Source organism: Rhodococcus sp. P1Y (assembly GCF_003641205.1).
GTDB lineage: Bacteria > Actinomycetota > Actinomycetes > Mycobacteriales > Mycobacteriaceae > Rhodococcoides.
In genome coordinates, this window is sequence record NZ_CP032762.1 from 841837 (window position 1) to 863407 (window position 21571).

The window sequence follows — 21571 nt, forward strand, 5'->3', positions numbered from 1 at the left end:
CGCAAATCACCCACTTCGGGCGAGTTGTGTGTCACAGTGCGTATCGACATGTGCGCGTCGGGGGGAGCACATTCGCAGTTTCCCTGTGGCCCTCCCCACGCACACCACCGTGTACCAAGCAAGTGGAGAAGAACAATGGCGTCTTTGATCTCGAAGGTGGCGGTCCTGGCAACAGCGGCAACGCTGCTGACGCTCACCGCGTGTTCCAGTGACAGCGGATCGACGGATTCCGCGTCGGAAAACACCGACGGCCGCGGCCCCATTACCTACGTCGAAGGCAAGGACACCACCGAGACCGGTGTCGTGCGCCAGATCGTCGACCAGTGGAACGCGACGCATGCCGACGAGCAGGTCACCTTCAAGGAGCAGTCCAACGACGCCGACCAGGCACACGACGACCTGGTTCAGCACCTGCAGGCCGAGCAGACCGATTACGACGTGATGGCCCTCGACGTCATCTGGACCGCCGAGTTCGCCGCCAAGGGCTGGCTCACGCCGCTCGAAGGCGAGTTCGCGCTCGACAACGCAGGTGTATTGCCCGCCACCGTTGCGAGTGCAACCTACAACGGCACCCAGTACGCAGCTCCGAAGAACACCAACGGCGGCCTGCTGTTCTACCGCAGCGACCTCGTTCCGGCGGCTCCCACCACCTGGGACGAGCTCAACGCCAGCTGCACCGTCGCCGTCGAGAACAACATCGATTGCTACGCAGGTCAGTTCGCCTCCTACGAGGGCTTGACCGCCAACGCATCGGAGATCATCAACGCGCACGGGGGATCGTTCGTCGCCGAAGACGGCAAGACTCCCACCGTCGACAGCCCCGAAGCCAAGGCAGGACTTCAGGCGCTCGTGACGGCGTTCGAGTCCGGTGTCATCCCGGCTCAGGACACCACCTTCAAGGAGCCCGAAAGCCAGCAGGCATTCGAGGACGGCAAGGCTCTCTACCTGCGCAACTGGCCGTATGTCTACGGCACCGCAGCCAAGGAAGGGTCGGCAGTCGCCGGAAAGTACTCCGTCGCACCGCTTCCCGGAGTTACCGGCGTCGGCACCTCCACGCTCGGTGGCTACAACGCAGCGATAAGCGCATTCTCGGAGAACAAGGCGACGGCAGCGGACTTCCTGCGCTTCCTCCAGGGCGAGCAGGCTCAGCGGATCATCGCCGAAGGCGCACTGCCTCCCGTGCTCGCCTCGCTGTACGACGACCCGGCCCTTATCGCCGAGATGCCGTACCTCCCCGCGTTGAAGGCATCGATCGAGAACGCCGTCCCGCGTCCGGTCACGCCGTTCTACCCGGCAGTGTCGAAGGCCATACAGGACAACGTGTCCGCTGCGATCAAGGGTGACAAGGACGTCGATCAGGCTATTGCGGACATCCAGGCAGGCATCGAATCTGCCGGCTCCAACTAGTTCGTACACCTTCATCGGGAGAATTCATGGCTCTACCTACTGGTGACACCAGTGGGGCTGTAGACGTCGCCGCGGCCGGGGGAACTTCCCCCGGCCGCGGTCGTCATGCACGCACCGACAAGAAGAAGCCGTTCGGACTGACGCCCGGACGCGCCTGGCTGCTCATTGCGCCGACGCTGGTGATCCTTGCGATCGTCATCGCGTACCCGGTGATCAGGGCGCTGATCATGTCCTTTCAGAAGGACGCCGGCCTCGATCCGGCTACCGGCATGTTCGTCAAGGGCGGCAGTGCCGGATTCTCCAACTACACGCACTGGATTCTTCAGCAGTGCACGTCGGCATCCGGCACGCTCGTGCCGTGTCCTCCTGGAACTTTGGGTTCGCAGTTCTGGGGAGCGGTGGGCAACACCGCGTTCTTCACCGTTGTGACGGTGTCCATCGAGGTGGTCATCGGATTCGCGATGGCGGTCATCATGGGCAAGACATTCGCCGGTCGCGCTCTGCTGCGCGCCGCGATCTTGATCCCGTGGGCCATCCCGACCGCGGTCACCGCCAAGCTGTGGTACTTCATCTTCGCGTACGACGGAATTGCCAACAAGATCCTGGGAACGAACATCTTGTGGACCGGTGATGCGTGGCCTGCCCGGTTCGCCGTCATCATCGCCGACGTCTGGAAGACGACGCCGTTCATGGCGTTGCTGATTCTGGCGGGCCTGCAGATGATCCCGTCGGACGTCTACGAAGCCGCTCGCGTCGACGGAGCGTCGGCATGGCAGCGGTTCACCAAGATCACGCTTCCTCTCGTGAAGCCTGCGCTGATGGTGGCCATCCTGTTCCGCACGATGGACGCTCTGCGGATGTACGACTTGCCCGCCATCCTCACCGAGGGCAATCCGGCAACGAGGACGATCTCCATTTTGGTGGTCGAGCAGATACGCCAGGGATTCAACAGCGCGGCGTCGCTGTCGACCATCTCGTTCGTGATGATATTCATCGTGGCGTTCGTGCTGGTCAAGTTCCTCGGTGCCAATGCCGTTGCGACGCAGGAAAATCAACGTAAGGGAACGGCCTCGTGAAGACGGCACGCATATACGTCGGCGTCGTGATCATTCTTGTCTGGGGTCTTGCCCCGTTCTACTGGATGGCGGTGACCGCATTCCGCGATCCGAGGTACACGTTCGACACCACACCGTGGCCTACGCACGTGACCTTCGAAAACTTCTCCAACGCACTGTCGACGAGCAACGGAAACAACTTCATCCGAGCGGTGATCAACAGCCTCATCATCGGTGGTGTGACAACGTTCATCGCTCTGGTGATCGGCATCTTCTGTGCATATGCGCTCTCACGCATCGACTTTCGATTCAAGTACATCGTGGTCGGGATCGTCCTCGGTGCATCGATGTTCCCCGTCGTCGCACTCGTGACTCCACTGTTCCAGTTCTTCACCAATATCGGCTGGATCGGTACCTACCAGGCGATGATCATTCCGAACATCTCGTTCGTACTTCCACTCACGATCTACACGCTGGCTGCGTTCTTCGCTGAATTGCCTTGGGAGCTGGAGGAAGCCGCTCGCATCGACGGCGCCGGACGCTTCCAAGCGTTCCGCCTCGTGATGCTGCCGCTGGCTGCGCCTGCACTGTTCACGACTGCAATCCTCGCGTTCATCGCGGCCGTCAACGAGTACCTTCTCGCCAGCCAGCTCTCGAGTGACAAGACCGAACCGGTCACCGTTGCCATCGCGCGGTTCTCCGGCAACGATCCGCACGTGGTTCCGTACGCGGCGATCATGGCGGCAGGAACCATCGTCGCAATCCCCTTGGTGATCATGGTGCTGATCTTCCAGCGCCGCATCATCTCCGGCCTCACCGCTGGTGGCGTGAAGTCATGACCGCTCAGGACCACCTGCAATTGCTCGCGGGGATCCTGGGCTTCTTCGCACTCATGGCATTCATCGCCGCGGTCGCCGGGATAATCGGTGGGGACCCTCAGGTCTGGCCATCGGTCGTGCTGCTCGCGTTGTTGGGCGCCTTGGCCTTCGTGGCGCGCAGAATCCGCGCCTGACGTCTGGGTGTGTGTGCGGCCTGGAGTGACCGAATGAGCCGTTCGGTCTCGCTGGGGGTGTCGGATTCGTGGGTGCGCGTGTTGCAGCGGGAGCGTGGGTTGCAGCACGTGCGTGGGCTGGAACCCGCGCGTTCAGGGTGTGTGTGCGGCCTGGAGTGACCGAATGAGTCGTTCGCTGCCGATTCGAGGTGTTCGCACACTGTGCGTGTCATTGCACAGGTTGCAGCGTGTGCGCTTGTCTGGAAGGTGTGCGGTCGAAGCCGTAACTCCGCTCCAGGCACGGCACTACCCTTTGAGCCGCGCGAGCGTCATGAAGATCGGGTCGTTGCCGTCGAGGTCGATTTCCTTGCGCCGCAGGAAGGCGTCGAGCAGACCCCACACGAGCGCCGAGATCTGGTCGACGAAATCCGCCGCTTCGAGCGTCGGGTCGTCGAGCCACAGGTCTGTTGCCGCCAGAACGGCGCCGACGGCTGCCCGACAGGCGTAGTCGATGCCTGCGGTGTCGGCGTCCACTGATTTCAGGATCGATGCGGCGACGGAGGAGAACCGGGTCGCGATGTCGCGTCCGATGTCGAGCGGCGGTGCGACCGTCGAATCCTCGGAGGTGCTCCGTGACTGCGCCAGGAACCGAAACACGTTGGGGTGACGGGCGACGACGTCGGCGTACCCGGTGATGGCGTGGCGCAGGGCCGATACCGGCGCATCGAGCAGGAAATTGAAATCGGAGACGGCGAGCGAGTAGACCTCGTCGGCCATCCGTTGTGCGACGGCGCTGTAGAGGTCGGCTTTGTCGGCGAACTGGCGGTACAACCGCGGCTTGGTAGCGCCGGCTTCGCGGGCGATGTCGTTCATGCTCGGATTCGGACCATGAGCGTCGATGACCCGGTACGCGGCGTCGACGAACTCTTCCCTGGCACGTGTCCTGCGTGCTTCCGGATCGCGTGACGTCGGCATCCGCTCATCTTAAGCGTCGCCCCAGGTGACGGGCCACAAGGGTTGACAGGGTGCGCCGAATTGAGGAGAGTGCAACCAGTGCGTACCGGCGGTAACGTTTATCGTACTGTCGGTAATGCTGTAGATACGGGAGCGGAAATGACAATCGAGAAACAGCGCGTGGACGCACGCACCGTCTATGTCGACGGGGCAACGTTGTCGGTGTACGAGCAGGGTGACCCGAACGGGGAGATCCTTGTGCTCGTCCACGGATGGCCCGACACCCACCACCTGTGGGACGGCGTGCTTCCACACCTCACCTCGAGATTTCGCGTCGTCACCTACGACACGCGAGGGCACGGCCGCTCCACCGGCCGAGGCACCGTCGAGGAGATGAAACTCGAGCAGTTGGCGTCGGACTTCATGGCAGTCGTCGACGCAGTGGCAGGTTCGACGCCTGTGCATGTGCTCGCACACGACTGGGGTTCGGTGCAGGTGTGGGAAGCCATCTGTGAACCCGGGGCCGACACCAGAATCAGCTCCTTCACCTCCATCTCGGGTCCGAGCCTCGACCACATGGGAACGTGGCTACAGAATCCACGCTTCACCCCGATGGGCATGTGGCAGTGGATTTCTCAGATGGCGTCGGGCGCATACACTCTGTTCTTCATGTCGGGTCCAGTGCCAAGGTTGTTTTTCCGGGTCTTCGGGCGACGGTGGATCTGGTCGTTGTTGCTGCGCATCGTCGAACGCGTCGACAAGCGCCAGCTCCAGTTCGCGCCCACGTTTCGGCAGGACATGGTGGCCGGGCTGAGGATCTACCGAGCCAACGTGCTTCGGAAAGTCCTCAGGCCGCAAGAGCGTTACACCCATGTGCCGGTGCACCTACTTGTCACCACTCGCGACCCGGCAATCAGACCGGCATCGTTCGCCGGCGTCGAACGGTGGGCCTCGAAGGTCAGTCGAACCGATGTGCGCTCCGGACATTGGCTTCCGTTGAAGGACCCCGCCTTGGTTGCGCGGGAGACCACCGCATTTGTGGAGAGGATTCAAAAATGAACGAGCACGACCCAGGCGAGGTGTCCTTGCAGGCCTGTAACGTGACGTTCGACTGGACCCGAACGCCGCTGCACTGGATGCCGACCGAACCCATAGCGTCCCACACCGTCAGCGCTCTGAATCTGCTTCTTCCCGAGGGTGAACGGTGGTTCTGCACTACTTACACCGAGGCCCTGCCGCTGATCGCCGACGCCAAACTACGCGAAGACGTCCTCGGGTTCATCGGTCAGGAGTCGATGCACGCAGAAACCCACAACGTGGTGCTCTACGACTACCTCGACGCACACGGTGTGGATCCGAGGCCGTTCGCCGCGCATGCGGAATACCTGATGCGCAAAGTGCTCGGTCCCCGGCCTGCGATGTCGGCGAAGGGGCAGAACCAACAACTCGTCGAGCGGATCGCGTTGATCGGCGCAATCGAGCACATGACCGCGTTCCTCGGTGATTACGCACTCAATTCGCAGTGGGACAGCTTCGGTGGCGATGCGAACATGGTCGACCTCTATCGCTGGCACGGCGCCGAGGAAGTCGAGCATCGGAACGTCGCGCATGACGTCGCACTGTATTTCGGCGTCGGCTATTTCCGTAGAAATTTCTCGATGCTCGTGGCTTTCCTCGGGTTCATCGTGTTGATGCTGCGCGGAACCAAGTACATCGTCGAGCAAGATCCGACGACGAAGAATCGCGGCTATGTCTCGCTGTGGTTCGCCTGGATGTCCGCGATGCGGCGAGGATCACTGCCCTCGCTGGCTCAGATGACGAAAGGTGTTGCGCGGTATCTCAAACCGTCGTACTCGCCCGAGAACGAAGGAAGCACTGCGCAGGCGGTCGCTTATCTTGCCAAATCCCCTGCCGCACGGGCGGCTCTGCCATGAACGTGATGCTCCCGATTCCGGAGAAGCTGCCACCGGATCTGTACGGACGCCGTGAACGCGACCCCTTGCTCAGGGTGCTCGAGCGACTGATGAACGCACACATGCATTCTCTCCGGTTTCTGCACCGGCGGGACGTCGTCGGGGAGTCGAACGACCGACGTCTTCCCGTAGTGATCATGGCAAGACGCGTCGAAGCACATGACGAGAACGTAGTGAGCTTCATCCTCGCGGCTCCGGACGGCGGCGAGCTGCCGACGTGGCGTGCGGGCGCGCACATCGATGTCGAAATGCCATCGGGCCGAACCAGGCAGTACTCACTGTGTGGGGATCCGGCCGACAGTAAGCGCTACCGAATTGCTGTGCGGCGCATACCGAACGGTGAGGGCGGATCGATCGAGATGCACGAGTTGGCACCTGGAAGCCGACTGACGATCCGAGGCCCCCGCAATGCGTTCGCCTTCGCGGTGCCGGGTCACGGGTCAGCTGCCGAGCACCTGCATTTCGTTGCAGGAGGTATCGGGATCACGCCGATTCTTCCGATGATGCGGCTGGCGCACCGGCTCGGGGTCGACTGGTCGATGGTGTACACCGGTAGAAGTAAAGACTCGTTGCCGTTCTTGGGAGAGCTCGCAGAGTTCCGGAGCCGAATTGCAGTCGTCACCGACGATGAGGGCGGAATGCCGTCGGCAGAAGTGCTTCTGACCGGCTCGCGCTCGGATTCTGCGATCTACGCGTGCGGGCCGATGCCGATGATCGACACCCTCGGCAAAGGGGTGCAGGCAGATTCGGAGTTTCACTTCGAACGGTTCTCGCCACCACCCATCGTGAACGGGGTGGAGTTCGAGGTGGAACTCGCCGACACCGGTCAGCGAATCACGGTGGCCGCGAACCAGTCCGTTCTGGATGCCGTGAAGCCGTTCAGACCTGATCTTGCATACTCCTGCAAGCAGGGATTCTGCGGCACGTGCCGGGTAGGCGTCGAAGGCAGACCTGAGGGGATGCTGATCTGCACCGAACGGTCCGCCGGCGGCCGGCTCGTCCTGGATATCTAGCGTCTGCGCCCGTGCGTGCGTAATGATCGCGGAAGGTAATTACGCACGCACGAGGGTCGTGAGTGGGTAGTTACGTCGGAACGTAACTACCCACTCACCGGCAGCGGAGCTGCCTACGCGTCGATGATGAACGCTTCGAGCTGCGTGCGCGCGACGTCGTCGGCGAGCTGCTTCGGCGGGCTCTTCATCAGGTAAGCGGAAGCCGGGATGACCGGTCCACCGATGCCGCGATCGAGTGCGATCTTGGCTGCACGCACTGCGTCGATGATGACGCCTGCGGAGTTGGGCGAATCCCAGACCTCGAGCTTGTACTCCAGGTTCAGTGGCACGTCGCCGAATGCTCGGCCTTCGAGGCGAACGTATGCCCATTTGCGGTCGTCGAGCCAGCCGACATGGTCGGACGGTCCGATGTGAACGTCCTTGGCGTTGAACTCCTTCTGGAGATTCGACGTGACCGCCTGGGTCTTGGAGATCTTCTTCGACTCGAGGCGCGTGCGCTCGAGCATGTTGAGGAAGTCCATGTTGCCGCCGACATTGAGCTGCATGGTGCGGTCGAGCTGAACACCGCGGTCCTCGAACAGCTTCGCCATGACGCGGTGCGTGATGGTCGCGCCGACCTGGCTCTTGATGTCGTCGCCGACGATAGGCACGCCTGCGTCTTCGAACTTCTTGGCCCAGACGGGATCGCTGGCAATGAAGACGGGCAGTGCGTTGACGAACGCTACACCCGCGTCGATGGACGCCTGTGCGTAGAACTTGTCGGCCTCTTCGGATCCGACAGGCAGGTAGGAGACGAGCACGTCGACCTTGGCGTCACGCAGAGCCTGCGCGACGTCGACGGCATCGCCGTCGGCCTCGGTGATGGTCTCGCGGTAGTACTTTCCGAGCCCGTCGAGAGTCGGTCCGCGCAGAACCTGTACGTCCTTGGGGGCGACGTCAGCGATCTTGATGGTGTTGTTCTCGCTGGAGAAGATCGCGTCGGACAGGTCGAAACCGACCTTCTTCGCGTCCACGTCGAACGCGGCGACGAACTCGACGTCGCGGACGTGGTACTTGCCGAACTTGACGTGCATGAGGCCTGGGACGGTGACGTTCTCGTCGGCGTCCTTGTAGTACTCCACGCCCTGAACCAGGGACGAGGCGCAGTTGCCCACACCCACAATGGCTACGCGGATACTGTTCTCACCCATGGTCGGGTTCTCCTTCTGTCTTCGAAACGCTTTTCGGATTGGGAGTGGCGGGCGGGCCCGCCTGCTCGGCTGCGATGACCTCGTTCAGCCAGCGGACTTCTCGATCGCTGGACTCGAGTCCGAGTTCGTGTAGTTGACGGGTGTAGCGATCGAACGTCCCGCTCGCTCGATCGACGGCCTCGCGGAGCCCTTCGCGGCGCTCCTCGACCTGACGGCGTCTGCCTTCGAGGATTCGCATCCTGGCTTCCGCCGGGGTGCGACTGAAGAAGGCGAGGTGAACGCCGAATCCGTCATCCGTGTAGTTCTGCGGTCCTGTGTCGGCAACGAGCTCGGCGAACCGTGCCTTGCCTTCCGGCGTGAGCTGGTAAACGCGCCGTGCCCGACGCTTGACGAGCAAGTCCGGACCGGCATCCTCGGCTATCAGCCCGTCCGCCTGTAGGCGGCGCAAAGCTGGATACAGCGAGCCGTAGGAGAACGCTCTGAATGCTCCGAGCAAACCGGTGAGGCGCTTACGAAGCTCGTACCCGTGCATCGGGGATTCGAGCAGCAATCCGAGAATCGCGAGCTCGAGCATGCCTACCCCCTTCGCGAGTACTGGACCACTTTCCTGATGCGATGACCGAGCATATACACAAAATGTATCGCGCCGATATATGTACATACATAGCGACAAGTAATCTTGTACGGACATTAGGAGTTTTCATGCCGGTCCTAGGTGACCGAATGAGCCGTTCGGTGCAGCCGGGGTGCGGATTCGTGAGTGCGCGGGTTTCAGCGGGTGCGCGGGTTGCAACAGGTGTCCTGGCTGGAATGCGCGCGTGGAGGGGCCGGGGTGACCGAATGAGCCGTTCGGTCCGGTGAGGTGACCGAAAGGCTCGTTCGCACACTCTGAGTGACCGAAAGTCTCGTTCGCACACTCTGAGTGACCGAAAGGCTCGTTCGCACACTCTGAGTGACCGAAACAGTCATTCGGTCGTCCCGGGCCCCGGACACCCCGAAACCCCGGACCCCGGACCCCGGACCCCGGGCCCCGGACCCCGGACCCGAACTTCAGCCCGAGACGCTGACCCTCGTGATGACCCCGGCAAAATCGGATTCGATTCGTCCGCCACGCCTGTCGGCGTCGGAGACGGTGATGGAGATTTGTTGACCCTCACGTGCGTTCTCGATGGTCACGTACTCGACCTCGGCTCCCGGAACGCCGACGGTCTCGGGTGCGCCCGCGATGAGACCAGCGACGACGGCAGGGTCGACGAGGGTCCAGTCGAACGGTTTCTCGACCTCGTCCAGCAACGAGGTGCTGCTGTCCACCTCGAATCCGCCCGCCACGAAGACTCGCTCGCGGCGACCGTCGGCCGAGATCCGGTAGACGTCGGCGCGGTTGTCGACGTCGGCCTGAATACTCACCTCCAGCACCTCGGAACTGCCGAACCGCTCGATGTATCGGGCGCGGAAGTCCTCGAGACCCTCGGCGGTGTCGAAGACGAAAGGGCGGGCGACGATCGGCGTGACGTCGGCCGGTAGGTCCATGGGGACGGTCGGGGCCGTAGTCGTTGTGGCGACGGCGGCCACAACGGGTGTCGGATCGTCTTGGTCGCGGGTGGACAGGAACACGACGAGTCCGGCAACTACGACGGCGACCGATCCCAATGCAAGGAACACGCGACCGCGTGGCGGCTCCGAGCGAGGCTCGGGCTCGGGCAGGTCGACGTCCATCTGCAGGTCCGACATCAGCCGTCGAAGATCTGCCAACGTCGTCGCGACGCGCGCGCGTTCGACCCGCAGCCGATGTTCGTCGAAGGTCAGTTGTCCGTCGGCGTAGGCGTTGTCCAGCGCTGTGACCGCGATCGCGCGATCGATGTCCCGAGCGCGGACATCCGGGCGTTGTGTCATCGGAAACTCAGGTCCTCTCAGCCGAACGAGAATGGAGTGACGCGGAGGAAATTCCCCGCGGGATCGAAGGCGAGGTTTCCGCTTTCCTTGTCGGTGTTCTCGGCGGACAGAGAGATCTGCGGACCGTTGTCACCGCCCGCGAACCGGATGTTGTAGCTGTCGACGCGTTGCAGGTTCAGGCTCTGCGCTGCACCTGCGATGATTCCTGCCGTCTTGGTCAGGTCGATCGTCGTCAGGTCGATCTGCGGTTCGTCGAATTTACGGGTACCGGCAAAAGCGTCGTTGTAGTCCCCCAGTTCACCGTCGCGGAAGTCGTAGGTGACCTGCTTCTGAGGCGCGTTCGGTGCGGGCATCCAGACGATCGCGTAGCCGTCGTAGAGGCCGAGAGAGTCGACGACGGTCGTTCCGGTCTTCGCGCGCAGGGCGTCGACGATGTCGGCGATGACAGCGGGGTTCTGATAGCCGCCAGTTCCGTAGACCGACTCCGGGTCGTCGGCGACAGTGCAGGCCCGAATGCCGAACGTGAGCGCCAGGAGAGCTACGACCAGCGGAACCGCGACGGAGAAGAACCCGATACGCGACGCCCGGGCGGTCTTCAGCGGGTGTGTGATCTCGATTCCCGACGCCATCGGCGCCAGGTTCGACTCGTTCTGCAGGTCCTCGATCAGTGCGTGTAGGTCGGCCAGCGTTCCCGCTTCTGTGGCGAGGTCGAGTCGCGCTCGATATTCGAACTCGGAGAGCTGACCGTCGGCAAGCGCTTCGTCGAGAGTCGCACATGCGTCCGTGCGATCGACGTCACGTGCACGCATGGTGGGTGATCGACGCGTCGGCACAGGTGGAGCATAGTTTCGCCCACTTCGATTGCACAGGACGGACGCCGCCCGGCCCGTATGTCGTCGGCCGCACGTACTCTGGTTCTCGTGCGACTTCAGCGACAGGTGGTGGACTACGCCCTTCAGCGACGGTCGCTGCTTGCCGAGGTGTACTCGGGCAGGACGGGCGTCACCGCAGTGTGCGACGCGGATCCGTATCTGCTCCGTGCTGCCAAGTTCCACGGCCGCGGCAGCGACGTGGTGTGCCCGATCTGCAGAAAAGAGCAGCTCACGCACGTGTCTTGGGTGTTCGGCGAGAAGCTCGGCGCCCTGTCGGGCTCGGCCCGCACAGCCGAGGAGTTGGTCCGTCTGGCCGCAACGCAGGAGGAGTTCTCGGTACACGTCGTCGAGGTGTGCAGGTCGTGTAGTTGGAATCACCTCGTGCAGTCCTATGTATTGGGAGCAGTTCCTGCCCCGAAGCAACCGCGACGATCACGACCCGGTTCTCGTGGACCGAACCGTCGAACAGCGAGCGAGTGACACAATCGCCGTGCCGACCGCATCGGTCGACACGCGAGATGTGCCCGCCCAACCACTGGAGACCCGTACGTGAGTTCCCCCTACGACAACAACCCTGGCGGTAATTCAGGAGATCGCGACCCGTCCCGCAGGCCGCCGAACGTGCCGCCCGGCACGCCGGGTCGTCCTCCGGGTCCGCGGCCACCTGTCCCACCGCCGGGTCGTCCGGCTGGACCTCCCTCCGGTGTCCGGCGCGACGGGCAGGGCAGACCACTCGGTCCCGAACATGGCCGAGTTCCACGTGACGCGCAGGGCAGGCCGCTACCGCCGACGCAGGGTCGCCCGCCCAACATCCCTCGTGACGCCCAGGGTCGCCCACTTCCCCCAGTCGGAGGACCGATGCGACGTGACGCCCAGGGGCGCCCGCTCGGGCCGCCCCCTGGCCGCCCACCGATACCCAATCCCCGTCAGCCGCAAGCGCGCCAACCCGGCGCAGGTCAGCCGGAAGCGCGCCAACCCGGCGCAGGTCAGTCGGGCGGTTGGCAGTCCGACTCGCGCGCAGGCGGTCAGGATCGGATCCCGCCTCCCAGGCGCGGAACGGGCGCACCGCCACCGATCGATCCGCCCGACAACGATTCCCCGCAATTTTCGGGTAGCGAACCACCCGAACCGCCCGAGAGAGGCTCAGCCGCGAAAACGAAGAAGAAGTCCAGGTGGCGTACCGTTCGTCGAACGTTGTACTCCCTCGTCGCGCTGGGTCTGATCGTCCCGATCCTCGTGTTCATGGTCGCGTACGTCACTCAGGACGTGCCTCGTCCCGGCGATCTCAAAACCAACCAGGTTGCGACGATTTTCGCTTCCGACGGCACCAGCGAGATCGGTCGCGTCGTTCCCGAAGAGGGCAATCGCACCGACGTGACGATCGATCAGATCCCGCTGCACGTGCGCAACGCGGTGCTCTCGGCCGAGGATCGCGACTTCTACTCCAATCCGGGCTTCTCGATCACCGGTTTCGGACGAGCATTGCGCGACAACGTCCTGGGCCGCGACAGCGCCGGTGGTGGTTCGACGATCACACAGCAGTACGTCAAGAACGCGCTCGTCGGTTCCGATCGAACTTTGACGCGCAAGATGCGCGAGCTCGTCATCTCTTCCAAGATGGCGCGCGAGTGGTCCAAGGACGACATTCTCGCCGCGTATCTCAACACCATCTATTTCGGTCGCGGTGCGTACGGCATTGCCGCGGCGTCGAAGGCGTACTTCGGCAAACCTGTCGACCAGCTGACGGTCGAGGAGGGCGCAGTTCTGGCTGCGACCATTCAGCAGCCGTCCGGGCTCGATCCGGAATTCAACCCGGAAGGGGCGCAGTCGCGCTGGAACTACGTCCTCGACGGGATGGTGAGCCAGGGCAACATCGATCAGGCTCAGCGTGCGGCGATGGTGTATCCGCCGTGGATCCCCAGCGCGCAAGCGAACGCGAGCGAGGCCGACAGCGGACCCAACGGGCTGATCAAGGCGCAGGTTCTGCGCGAACTTTCCGCATCTGGTGTCAGTGAACAGGATCTCAACACCGAAGGACTGCAGATCACCACGACCATCGATCCGGTGGCGCAGGCCGCCGCCATCGATGCCGTGAACTCCAACATGGAGGGTGAACCGGAGGAACTACGCACTGCGTCGGTGTCGATCGACCCGCGCACCGGTGCAGTGAAGTCGTACTACGGCGGAGCGGACGGCAGCGGTTTCGACTTTGCGCAATCCGGGCTCCAGACGGGTTCGTCGTTCAAGGTGTTCGGTCTCGCCGCCGCACTCGATCAGGGCATCCCGCTCTCGCAGATGTACGACAGCTCGCCGCTGACGGTCAACGGCATCTCCATCGGCAACGTCGAGGGCGAATCGTGCGGTACGTGCACCATCGCCGAGGCGCTCAAGCGGTCCCTCAACACGAGCTTCTACCGCATGCAGTTGGCCATGGACAATGGCTCGCAGTCGATCGCCGATATGGCGCACAAACTCGGTGTGGCCGAGGAAATTCCAGGCGTCGGACCGACGCTGACCGAGCCGGGCGGTGTCGGACCGAACAACGGGATCGTGCTCGGCCAGTACCAGTCTCGGGTCATCGACATGGCGTCGGCGTACGCCACGTTGGCAGCATCGGGTGTCTATCACGCACCGCACTTCGTGCAGAAGGTCGTCACGGCGGACGGAACCGTCCTGCTCGATCGGGGCGCCGAGCCCGGCCAACAGGTCACCTCGGCTGCTGTCGCAGACAACGTCACGGCTGCGATGCGTCCGATCGCGGGGTACTCCAACGGCCACAACCTCGCCGGTGGACGTCAGTCCGCCGCCAAGACCGGCACCGCTCAGCTAGGCGACACCGGCGAGAACAAGGACGCATGGATGGTGGGTTACACACCGTCGCTCTCGACTGCCGTGTGGGTCGGCACCGAACAGGGTCTGCCGCTGGAGAACAGCTACGGCGGTTCGATCTACGGCTCCGGTATTCCGTCGGACATCTGGAAGGACACGATGGACGGCACGCTGGAGGGAACGAGCAACGAGACGTTCCCGACGCCGGAGCCGATCGCGGGACAGGCTGGTGTGCCCCAGTATTCGGCTCCCGCTGCGCCATCGACCACGGCCACGACGACGGCACCGCCGCCGATCACGCTGCCCATTCCGACCGAGATCTCACCTCCCGTGGTCATCACCCCACGGCAGGTCGAGATTCTGCCGGGCGTGAGCATTCCACTTCCGGGCTTGGCACCCGCGCAGCCGGCGCAGCCAGTGGAACCGGAGGGTCCTGCGCAGCAGCCAGAACCAGTGCCGGCCCGGTAGCCTCACCGGAGTGAACGAGAGAAGATCCGGGCGTAGCGGCGTGCGCAGAATCGCAAGCCCGGTCACCCCCGCTCCGGTTCTTCTCTCGGACGGTCGACGCGACCTCCCGGCGACCACGGATCCGACGACGGCACAGCTCGCCGGCGTGATCGGTGGCCCCGCAGGAAAGCATGCGCTGGTCGGACGGCAACGGTTCATGACTCCGCTACGTGTTCTCCTACTGCTGGCGGTGGTGTTTCTCGCGTTCGGTTGGTTCGCGAAAGCCGGCTGTATTCAGCAGGCTCCGAACGGGCCCGGCGGCGAGCTGGGCCTCGACTGGAGCGGCAGCAGGCAGTACGTGGCGATGTGCTACTCCGATACCGTGCCGCTCTTCGGAGCCGAACGACTCGATCAAGGCGCGTTCCCGTACAAGAAGTCATGGGAGGAAGTCGCCGCCGACGGGACCACCCAGATCAGGTACATGGAGTACCCGGTGCTGTCGGGGCTCTATCAGTACGGGTCGATGGTCGTTGCGAAGACATGGAATTCGGTTTCGTGGCTCCCTCAGGCGTTGCAGGTCGCCGTCTACTTCAACGTCGTAGCAATCGGCCTCGCTCTCGCGTGGCTGGTGACGGTGTGGGCCACCGCGATGTCTGCAGGCAGGCGGATCTGGGATGCGGCTATCGTCGCGGCGTCACCGCTGGTGATCGTGCACGGGTTCACCAATTTCGATGCGCTGGCAACAGCGTTCGCGGCGGGCGGTGTGCTGGCGTGGGGGAAGAAGAGACCCGTGCTGGCAGGCGTCCTTCTCGGTCTCGGTGGTGCGGCGAAGATGTACCCGCTGCTGCTGCTCGGGCCGCTGCTCGTATTGTGTTGGCGTGCAGGGAAGTTGCGCGAATGGGGTCAAGCTGCGTGCGCTGCCCTCGCCGCATGGATCGTGGTGAATCTCCCGATCGCACTGTTGTATCCGAGTGGGTGGTACGAATTCTTCCGGCTCAACTCGGTTCGCGGCGCCGATCCGGACTCGATCTACAACGTGATCTCGTCGTTCACCGGGTGGAGCGGGTTCGACGGAACACTGTATCCCGGCGACGAACCGATCTTCCTCAACGCCGTGACACTCGCCCTCTTCGCGGCTGTGTGCGGGGCAGTGGCGTACATCGCGATGAATGCGCCCACCAGGCCGCGACTCGCGCAGCTCGGATTCCTCGTCGTCGCGGGTTTTCTGTTGACCAACAAGGTGTGGAGCCCGCAGTACTCGCTGTGGCTGGTTCCGCTGGCGGTGCTGGCGCTTCCACATCGACGAATTCTGTTGGCGTGGATGACGATCGACGCTCTGGTCTGGTTCCCGCGTATGTACTACTACCTCGGCGTCGGTAACAAGGGTGTACCCGAGCAGTGGTTCACGGGCACCGTTGTGGTGCGCGATCTGGCCGTCGCCGGACTGTGCGCACTCGTGGTTCGCCAGATCTACCGTCCGCGCGAGGATTTGGTTCGCCGATTCGGTGTGGACGATCCGAACGGCGGGGTACTCGATCGAGCCCCCGACGTCCGTTCACGCTCCAAAACCGTTCGTCGGCAAGCGCTCGATCAAGCCTGAATGTACGGCCCCAGCTGGGGTACTGCTTCACCTGCATGCTTGGCGTTGATGCCTTCACCGAGTGCCTGGAGCTTCCAGTTTCCTCCGTCGCGGTAGACCTTGGCCATGACCAGACCGGTGTACGGCATTCCGCCCTGCAGGGTGAAGCGCGCGAGTTCGCTGTTGTTCGTGTCGTCGACTAAGCGGCAGAACGCGTTGGCGACCTGCTCGAAGGTCTGCCCCCGGTACGAGGTCACCGTGAACACGATGGCCGTGACGTGTTGGGGAACCCGAGTCAAGTCCACGTTCACCACCTCGTCGTCGCCCTCGCCCTCTCCGGTGAGGTTGTCGCCCTGGTGATTGATCGAGCCGTCTTTCGCTTTGAGCTGGCCGTAGTAGACCACGTCGGCGACCTTGGTGCCGGCGAACATGATCGCCGAGGCGTCGAGGTCGATATTGCCGCCCTTGTTGACGGCACCGGCCAGACCGCCGAGGAAGCCTGACTTCTTCGGCGCCTGCACCGGGTCCCAGCCAAGCCCCATTCTGATGACGGTCAGCGCGACGCCGCCGTCTTTCCTCAACGTCACCTTCTGCCCCTTGGTGAGGCTGACAGGCCTCGCCTTGGTCAGGCTGACCTCGGGCGGGCCTGCGGGTGCAACCGGAGCAGCGGGCGCCGCAACCGGAGCAGCAGGCGGTGGTGTCGGCGCTGCCGGCGGTGGCGTCGGGGCAGCGGCGGCGGGCTGCGCGGCAGGCGCGTCGTCCACGGAGACACCGTGATCGGTTACCAGGGCGGCGAACCCGCCCGCATAGCCTTGTCCGACTGCGCGAACCTTCCAGGCGCCTGCGCGGCGATAGATCTCGACGGCGATCACGATCGATTCATTGCTCAGCCCGTCGATCGCGTACTGAAAGAGTGGGGTCCCCTGCCCATCACTGACGAACGCCGTCGGAGGCGCGGAACGGCCGAAGCTGCTCGACGCGTCCTCCAGGGTGATGACCGCGCGGATCTGTTCGATGTCCGCGGGAATCTGCGACAGCGACACGGCCAGCTGCGCAGGCTGTCCGCCCTGACCAGGTACCAAGCGAACGCCGGGGCCGGTGGGTTGGTTGAAGAACACGAAGTCCGCATCGGAGCGGACTTTTCCGTTTGCGCCCACGAGCAGCGCGGACAGGTCGGCCGGTGCGGTGAGCTGGACGGAGACGACGACGTCGCCTGCGCTGATCGGGCCGTTCTGACCTTTTGTCAAGGAGTGGCCTTGAACAGACATGGAGAGTCCTTCGTGTCGGATGGCAGATGCTTGCACACCAATGTACTGGGTGGATTTGTCCGAATGGCGCTACTGCCTTCGGACGGTGAACAGGTCCCCGGGTGTGCAGTTCAGGGCCAGGCACACTGCCGTCAGCGTGCTGAATCGAATTGCCTTCGCTCGATCGTTCTTCAGAACGGACAGATTCACCACGCTCACACCTGCCAACCGGGACAGGTCGGCCAGAGTCATACCTCTGGCGTCGAGAACCGCACCGAGGTGGCACGACACGAGATGGTCGACGGGTTCGGCCATCAGACGAGCCCTTCGGCGTCTCTGGCGAGCTTCGAGCCCTGTTGGATTGTGGCGTAAACGAATTGGAGGCCTGCGGCGACGAGCAGTGCGAACAGCGGTCCGCTGAAGCTTCGTGCGGTATCCACGACGTCGCCCAACTCGAGGGAGCTGACGACGCTGTTGGTCGTCATGGTCCGAATCATGCTTCCGGCGAACGGAAACAGGACGAGGGATCCGGCGATGGCAGCGACGTCGACGGTCGCCCCACGCCCGAACGCACGACCCTCGATGACCCGGTCGCAGAAGCGATAGAGGAACGTGATCAGCAGCAGGAGAAACACCAGAGCACCGAGAATCTCGGTGTACCGGAACACGTCGATGTATGTGATCAACCTGGCCACGTCTGTCTTCGCGACACTGAGTTCGACGGCATCTCCTTCTCGAACGACACCACCGAACAATTCGATCGGCGGTGTTCCGCTCACCGGTTCCACCGATACCCGGACGAAGGGCGAACGGGCGTAGTCGACCACTCGCCACACTGTCCACCCGACGGCGGCGAGCGCCCAGGCCGCCATAACTATTCGATTGCTTCTGCGTGAACCAAGCCCCTGAGCCATGACGCCTCCGTATCGATAATCGATAACAACGAATATCGATACTGTATCGAAAATCGATATGGTGTCAACCCCTGTCGTTCACCCCCCGGCTTTCAACCCCCTGTCAGCCAGCTGCAGCCTTCTCGACGAGCCCACGAACCTCCGTTGCAAGATCGGAAGCGGATGCTCCGATCACGCTGATGATCGAGGTGTGACGGATCATGTATCGGCCGTCGTCCTCGAAATCCACCCACTGGATCCCAGTCGTGCCCTCGGTCAGCCTGCTGTCCGGTGCAGGTCCCGCGCACACCAAGATCTCACCGGCCGACGAGGGGGCGCGCGAGAACAGGCGCTTGTATCGCTCCTCGCCGCTCGTCCTCGGAACACTCTGGTGCAGCGGAGAATCCTGTTCGTCGACCGACAGTCGAGGTCGGTCGACCTCGATCCTCGGGCTCGCTCCGCCGGCAACACGCGGCAGCACTTCGAGAGCGTTGGTCACACCGCGGAACGGATCGACGCATTCCATCCTGATCGTTCCCCCGGACCGGTCGTCGATTCCCGGTTGCTGAGTGAGAACCACCGCGAAGTCGTATCCGATCGCGGCGTGCGCTCGAACTTTCCGGTGCTCCATCCGACCGGATCGGACGTGCCCGACGACTTCGACGCGCACCCGAGGTTCGACGATCGTGTGTACTGCCGCTCGGAGATCCTCGTCCATCACGGCGTCGATTACGTGTGCCGCGTCGTCTCGTTGACGGTCGTAGTCGGCGGCCGAGTCGGCGCTCGGCCGAAACTGGAGCGGGAACGGAAGTCTGTCTCGCCCAGCCTGTTCCAGCAGTATTCGAAAGGGAAGTCCCTCGAACGTCCATTGACGACTGTTCACTCGCCTAGCACCGGAGGCGCAACGAGTGGCAGTGAGCCGATCAGTTCGTCGCCGTTGACGGCGTCGATCAGATATCCGGGTGTCTTGTGCACGTCGTCATCGCCGCCACCGCCGCGGCCAGCTGCGGGCGCCATCCCGCCCATTCCGCCCATGCCTGCCGCCCCTGCGCGGCCCGTCGTCGATCCGCCGCCGAGAGCTCCGCCGGAGGCGCCTGCGCCCGAACCAGCGCCTGCCAAGGGGCCGCTCAGGCCCGAGCCACCCTCCCGCACCCGAGCCGAAACCGCCGGCGCCACTGCCACTGCCACTGCCACTGCCCCCGAGACTGCCACCTCCGGAACTGCCCCTACCTCCGGAACCTCCACTGCCGCCGCCGAACCGGGATCCGTTTCCGCCTGGGCCCGCGCTGCGTGCACCCGACCCAGCGGAGCCGGGGAGAAGCCCGCCGCCGGTTGAACCGGCCGCTGGGGTGCCGGTCGAGTTGGCGGTTCCGCCGCCCGACCCGCCCGACCCGCCGCCGCCGTTTGCGGTGTTCGCGCCGCCCGCAGCCGCAGGCGATCCTGTCGACGGAGGAGGCGCTGAACTCGCAGATTGGGTCGCGGTGCCCTGAGCGGCGCCGCTTCCATCGGGCGAACCGCTGCCCGGGCTTCCGGCTCCACCCGACGGCGCCTGGTAAGTGCCGCCACCCGCCGAGCCGGGTCCGGTGCTCCATCCTCCGCCCGGGACGGTAAACGTCTCGGAACCGTTCAACGGGTTCACCGCCTGTGGGATCACGGGGATCTGCCCTGCCGCCTGACGAATGGCCGGGGCGTAATGGGTCTTCATCACGGTGCGTGCGGCCTGCTCGGCTTCCTCGTGCATGTGCTGGACGCTCTTGATGTCACCGGGGAGGATCGTCCTGGCCAGCCAGCTGGCTGCGTCGAGGAACTTTTCGCCCCCTGCGTAGGGCACCGGCGGCGGCAGCTGACTCTTGGTCGCGGTGACGCCGTCGAACGTGGCTCGCACCTTGTCCGCCAGACTGTCCGCGGACAATCTGAGCTCGACCGCCGAGCTCGCGTACCGACCTACCCCTTGACCGGCGGCTTCTGCTGCGGGCCCTTGCCAGTTGGTTCCGATCTGCCTCGAAATCGCCAAGGCGAACGCGCCTGCGTCCATTGCTGCATTCACGCCGAGTGCCTGCCAGCTGCTCGACGTCCGAGAGATGTCGTCGCCGCTGAGCGGGTGTGCCTTGTCCCAGATGTCTTCGTGGGACATCACCTCGAACGGATCGTCGGTGACGGATCTGCTCTCCAGCAGCTCGGTGTACCCGAGCTGCTCCTGCAATTCACGAAGTTTCGTGCCGCCGATCTCGAGGCCCTTGGGCGTGCCCCCTTCGACCATCCCCTGAATGCTCTCGAGCGAGAGGAGCATGGTGATGGCTGCTTCGGGGGTGACGGACTCCGGGCTCACCTCGGAATCCTCACGCCGGATCTGACGACGTACCTCATGACGCCCGTAATCGAGTGCGTCTTCATAGCTCTACCCCCTAGTGCGCCCGAAACCCCTCTATCAGTTGGACGCACCCGACGGCGCTACGGTTCCACCCCGTTCCTGGTTTTCTCACCCAGCCACTCGAGGATCTCCTCTCCGGCCCTGCCGCCCGAGAACTCGGTGACATCGAGGTTCGGACGTGAGAAGTTCAGCGCATGCAATTCACCGTGCGCAGGCCTGATCGCGCGGTCGGCAGCGATCAGCATGTCGGCGTCGAGTGCCCCGTCGCCAGCGGCGACGGTGAGGTGATGCGCATCAAGCACGCCGTCGTCGACACATCGCCTCACGACCTCGGCCACGGCGCGACTCTTGCTCACCACGTCGGGCATCGTGTAGATCTTGCGACCCTGCTGGGACACGTTCCATCCCCGGGCCGCGCACCACAGGGACCACTCGTCGAGAAAGCCCTCCGGAACCTGGGTGGGTTCGACGACGAGGTAGCAGAACAGATCGTCGGCGGTGCGCTGCTTCAGAACCCAGTCCCCGGTCGACCGTGCATGAAGTTCGGTGCGTACGAGCTCGAGCTCGACGCCGTCGAAGCTGCTGCGCCACGACTTGTCAGGTTCGCCGTCGACGAGAATGTTCCCCCCGTTGCTGGTGATCGCATACCGCCACGGCGCGCCGGGAAGTGCGATCCGCTCGAACTGCTCGATGGTGCGGGTCGTGGTCGGGACCACTACGGCGTCTGCGGTCAGATCGACCAACAGACCGGCGGCCCGCGTCGTCATGTAGGACAGCGGCCCACCGTCGTACATCTCCACACACGTGACCGAATCGTCGATCGGAAAGCCGAGCGCAGACTCCGAATAGATCATCGT

Annotated in this window: 21 protein-coding genes; 10 read left to right on the top strand and 11 right to left on the bottom strand. The window is 63.8% G+C overall.

What is annotated here, in order from left to right; all coding sequences use genetic code 11:
• The first annotated feature begins 135 nt into the window (after positions 1–135).
• The 4 genes from D8W71_RS03905 to D8W71_RS27525 are packed head-to-tail and all read left to right on the top strand — an operon-like array spanning position 136 to position 3474.
• Complete coding sequence (locus D8W71_RS03905; protein ID WP_121111161.1) at positions 136–1407, top strand: ABC transporter substrate-binding protein; 1272 nt, start codon at positions 136–138, stop codon at positions 1405–1407.
• Between the two features lie 26 nt (positions 1408–1433).
• A complete protein-coding gene (locus tag D8W71_RS03910) occupies positions 1434–2483 on the top strand; it encodes a carbohydrate ABC transporter permease (RefSeq protein ID WP_201265244.1) in 1050 nt (349 codons plus the stop codon).
• A complete protein-coding gene (locus D8W71_RS03915; protein WP_121111163.1) occupies positions 2480–3301 on the top strand; it encodes a carbohydrate ABC transporter permease in 822 nt (273 codons plus the stop codon). The genes D8W71_RS03910 and D8W71_RS03915 overlap by 4 nt, the downstream gene beginning before the upstream one ends.
• The gene (locus D8W71_RS27525) at positions 3298–3474 is read left to right on the top strand and encodes a hypothetical protein (RefSeq protein ID WP_201265245.1); all 177 of its coding nucleotides are present in this window, start codon (positions 3298–3300) and stop codon (positions 3472–3474) included. The genes D8W71_RS03915 and D8W71_RS27525 overlap by 4 nt, the downstream gene beginning before the upstream one ends.
• A gap of 285 nt (positions 3475–3759) precedes the next feature.
• On the opposite strand, the gene D8W71_RS03920 is transcribed toward D8W71_RS27525, so the two are convergent.
• Entirely contained in the window at positions 3760–4428 is a 669-nt protein-coding gene (locus D8W71_RS03920; RefSeq protein ID WP_121111165.1) for a TetR/AcrR family transcriptional regulator, read from the bottom strand.
• A gap of 138 nt (positions 4429–4566) precedes the next feature.
• Here D8W71_RS03920 and D8W71_RS03925 point away from each other — a divergent pair, with 138 nt between their 5' ends.
• The 3 genes from D8W71_RS03925 to D8W71_RS03935 are packed head-to-tail and all read left to right on the top strand — an operon-like array spanning position 4567 to position 7393.
• Positions 4567–5466, top strand: coding sequence for an alpha/beta fold hydrolase (locus D8W71_RS03925; RefSeq protein WP_121111167.1), 900 nt, complete (start codon positions 4567–4569; stop codon positions 5464–5466).
• Entirely contained in the window at positions 5463–6341 is an 879-nt protein-coding gene (locus tag D8W71_RS03930) for a metal-dependent hydrolase (RefSeq protein WP_121111169.1), read from the top strand. The genes D8W71_RS03925 and D8W71_RS03930 overlap by 4 nt, the downstream gene beginning before the upstream one ends.
• Positions 6338–7393, top strand: a complete 1056-nt coding sequence (locus D8W71_RS03935) for a PDR/VanB family oxidoreductase (RefSeq protein WP_121111171.1) — start codon at positions 6338–6340, stop codon at positions 7391–7393. Before D8W71_RS03930 ends, D8W71_RS03935 begins: the two co-directional genes overlap by 4 nt.
• A 113-nt stretch (positions 7394–7506) precedes the next feature.
• Here D8W71_RS03935 and D8W71_RS03940 read toward each other — a convergent pair whose 3' ends face one another.
• From D8W71_RS03940 to D8W71_RS03955, 4 genes are all read right to left on the bottom strand, one after another.
• A complete protein-coding gene (locus tag D8W71_RS03940) occupies positions 7507–8583 on the bottom strand; it encodes an inositol-3-phosphate synthase (protein WP_121111173.1) in 1077 nt (358 codons plus the stop codon).
• Positions 8576–9157 carry a PadR family transcriptional regulator gene (locus D8W71_RS03945; RefSeq protein ID WP_121111175.1) on the bottom strand — a complete coding sequence of 194 codons (582 nt, stop codon included), beginning with the start codon at positions 9155–9157 and terminating at the stop codon, positions 8576–8578. Before D8W71_RS03945 ends, D8W71_RS03940 begins: the two co-directional genes overlap by 8 nt.
• A gap of 476 nt (positions 9158–9633) precedes the next feature.
• Entirely contained in the window at positions 9634–10476 is an 843-nt protein-coding gene (locus tag D8W71_RS03950) for a DUF1707 SHOCT-like domain-containing protein (protein ID WP_121111177.1), read from the bottom strand.
• A gap of 17 nt (positions 10477–10493) precedes the next feature.
• On the bottom strand, positions 10494–11309 hold the full coding sequence (locus tag D8W71_RS03955; RefSeq protein ID WP_236077699.1) for a DUF1707 SHOCT-like domain-containing protein: 816 nt from the start codon (positions 11307–11309) through the stop codon (positions 10494–10496).
• Between the two features lie 57 nt (positions 11310–11366).
• Between D8W71_RS03955 and D8W71_RS03960 the strand changes: the two genes are divergently transcribed.
• The 3 genes from D8W71_RS03960 (at position 11367) to D8W71_RS03975 (ending at position 16224) form a co-directional block, all read left to right on the top strand.
• Positions 11367–11828, top strand: a complete 462-nt coding sequence (locus D8W71_RS03960; protein ID WP_121111181.1) for a DUF5318 domain-containing protein — start codon at positions 11367–11369, stop codon at positions 11826–11828.
• 378 nt (positions 11829–12206) lie between these two features.
• The gene (locus D8W71_RS03970) at positions 12207–14645 is read left to right on the top strand and encodes a transglycosylase domain-containing protein (RefSeq protein ID WP_236077700.1); all 2439 of its coding nucleotides are present in this window, start codon (positions 12207–12209) and stop codon (positions 14643–14645) included.
• Positions 14646–14655: 10 nt separating this feature from the next.
• Positions 14656–16224, top strand: coding sequence for a glycosyltransferase family 87 protein (locus tag D8W71_RS03975; protein WP_442972013.1), 1569 nt, complete (start codon positions 14656–14658; stop codon positions 16222–16224).
• Here the strand turns inward: D8W71_RS03975 and D8W71_RS03980 are convergent.
• The 6 genes from D8W71_RS03980 to D8W71_RS04010 form a co-directional block, all read right to left on the bottom strand.
• Entirely contained in the window at positions 16215–17471 is a 1257-nt protein-coding gene (locus D8W71_RS03980; RefSeq protein WP_201265246.1) for a TerD family protein, read from the bottom strand. The two genes, D8W71_RS03975 and D8W71_RS03980, sit on opposite strands and share 10 nt — an antisense overlap.
• Before the next feature lie 69 nt (positions 17472–17540).
• Positions 17541–17765, bottom strand: a complete 225-nt coding sequence (locus D8W71_RS03985) for a helix-turn-helix domain-containing protein (RefSeq protein ID WP_121111185.1) — start codon at positions 17763–17765, stop codon at positions 17541–17543.
• On the bottom strand, positions 17765–18364 hold the full coding sequence (locus D8W71_RS03990; protein WP_236077701.1) for a hypothetical protein: 600 nt from the start codon (positions 18362–18364) through the stop codon (positions 17765–17767). Before D8W71_RS03990 ends, D8W71_RS03985 begins: the two co-directional genes overlap by 1 nt.
• Positions 18365–18467: 103 nt before the next feature.
• Positions 18468–19226 (bottom strand): ESX secretion-associated protein EspG, encoded by a 759-nt coding sequence (locus tag D8W71_RS03995; RefSeq protein WP_121111189.1) that lies wholly within the window; start codon positions 19224–19226, stop codon positions 18468–18470.
• A 96-nt stretch (positions 19227–19322) separates the two neighbouring features.
• Positions 19323–20672: a hypothetical protein gene (locus D8W71_RS27530; protein ID WP_201265247.1), complete on the bottom strand. Its 1350-nt coding sequence runs from the start codon at positions 20670–20672 to the stop codon at positions 19323–19325.
• A 122-nt stretch (positions 20673–20794) separates the two neighbouring features.
• The gene (locus D8W71_RS04010; RefSeq protein WP_121118544.1) at positions 20795–21568 is read right to left on the bottom strand and encodes an HAD family hydrolase; all 774 of its coding nucleotides are present in this window, start codon (positions 21566–21568) and stop codon (positions 20795–20797) included.
• Positions 21569–21571 lie beyond the last annotated feature (3 nt).

Excerpts from the sequence above, each read along its gene's own strand:
- D8W71_RS03905 (WP_121111161.1), top strand. The coding sequence starts at position 136 with ATGGCGTCTTTGATCTCGAAGGTGGCGGTCCTGGCAACAGCGGCAACG.
- D8W71_RS03910 (WP_201265244.1), top strand. The coding sequence starts at position 1,434 with ATGGCTCTACCTACTGGTGACACCAGTGGGGCTGTAGACGTCGCCGCG.
- D8W71_RS27525 (WP_201265245.1), top strand. The coding sequence starts at position 3,298 with ATGACCGCTCAGGACCACCTGCAATTGCTCGCGGGGATCCTGGGCTTC.
- D8W71_RS03920 (WP_121111165.1), bottom strand. The coding sequence starts at position 4,428 with ATGCCGACGTCACGCGATCCGGAAGCACGCAGGACACGTGCCAGGGAA.
- D8W71_RS03925 (WP_121111167.1), top strand. The coding sequence starts at position 4,567 with ATGACAATCGAGAAACAGCGCGTGGACGCACGCACCGTCTATGTCGAC.
- D8W71_RS03930 (WP_121111169.1), top strand. The coding sequence starts at position 5,463 with ATGAACGAGCACGACCCAGGCGAGGTGTCCTTGCAGGCCTGTAACGTG.
- D8W71_RS03935 (WP_121111171.1), top strand. The coding sequence starts at position 6,338 with ATGAACGTGATGCTCCCGATTCCGGAGAAGCTGCCACCGGATCTGTAC.
- D8W71_RS03940 (WP_121111173.1), bottom strand. The coding sequence starts at position 8,583 with ATGGGTGAGAACAGTATCCGCGTAGCCATTGTGGGTGTGGGCAACTGC.
- D8W71_RS03945 (WP_121111175.1), bottom strand. The coding sequence starts at position 9,157 with ATGCTCGAGCTCGCGATTCTCGGATTGCTGCTCGAATCCCCGATGCAC.
- D8W71_RS03950 (WP_121111177.1), bottom strand. The coding sequence starts at position 10,476 with ATGACACAACGCCCGGATGTCCGCGCTCGGGACATCGATCGCGCGATC.
- D8W71_RS03960 (WP_121111181.1), top strand. The coding sequence starts at position 11,367 with ATGTCGTCGGCCGCACGTACTCTGGTTCTCGTGCGACTTCAGCGACAG.
- D8W71_RS03970 (WP_236077700.1), top strand. The coding sequence starts at position 12,207 with ATGCGACGTGACGCCCAGGGGCGCCCGCTCGGGCCGCCCCCTGGCCGC.
- D8W71_RS03980 (WP_201265246.1), bottom strand. The coding sequence starts at position 17,471 with ATGTCTGTTCAAGGCCACTCCTTGACAAAAGGTCAGAACGGCCCGATC.
- D8W71_RS03985 (WP_121111185.1), bottom strand. The coding sequence starts at position 17,765 with ATGGCCGAACCCGTCGACCATCTCGTGTCGTGCCACCTCGGTGCGGTT.
- D8W71_RS03990 (WP_236077701.1), bottom strand. The coding sequence starts at position 18,364 with ATGGCTCAGGGGCTTGGTTCACGCAGAAGCAATCGAATAGTTATGGCG.
- D8W71_RS04010 (WP_121118544.1), bottom strand. The coding sequence starts at position 21,568 with ATGATCTATTCGGAGTCTGCGCTCGGCTTTCCGATCGACGATTCGGTC.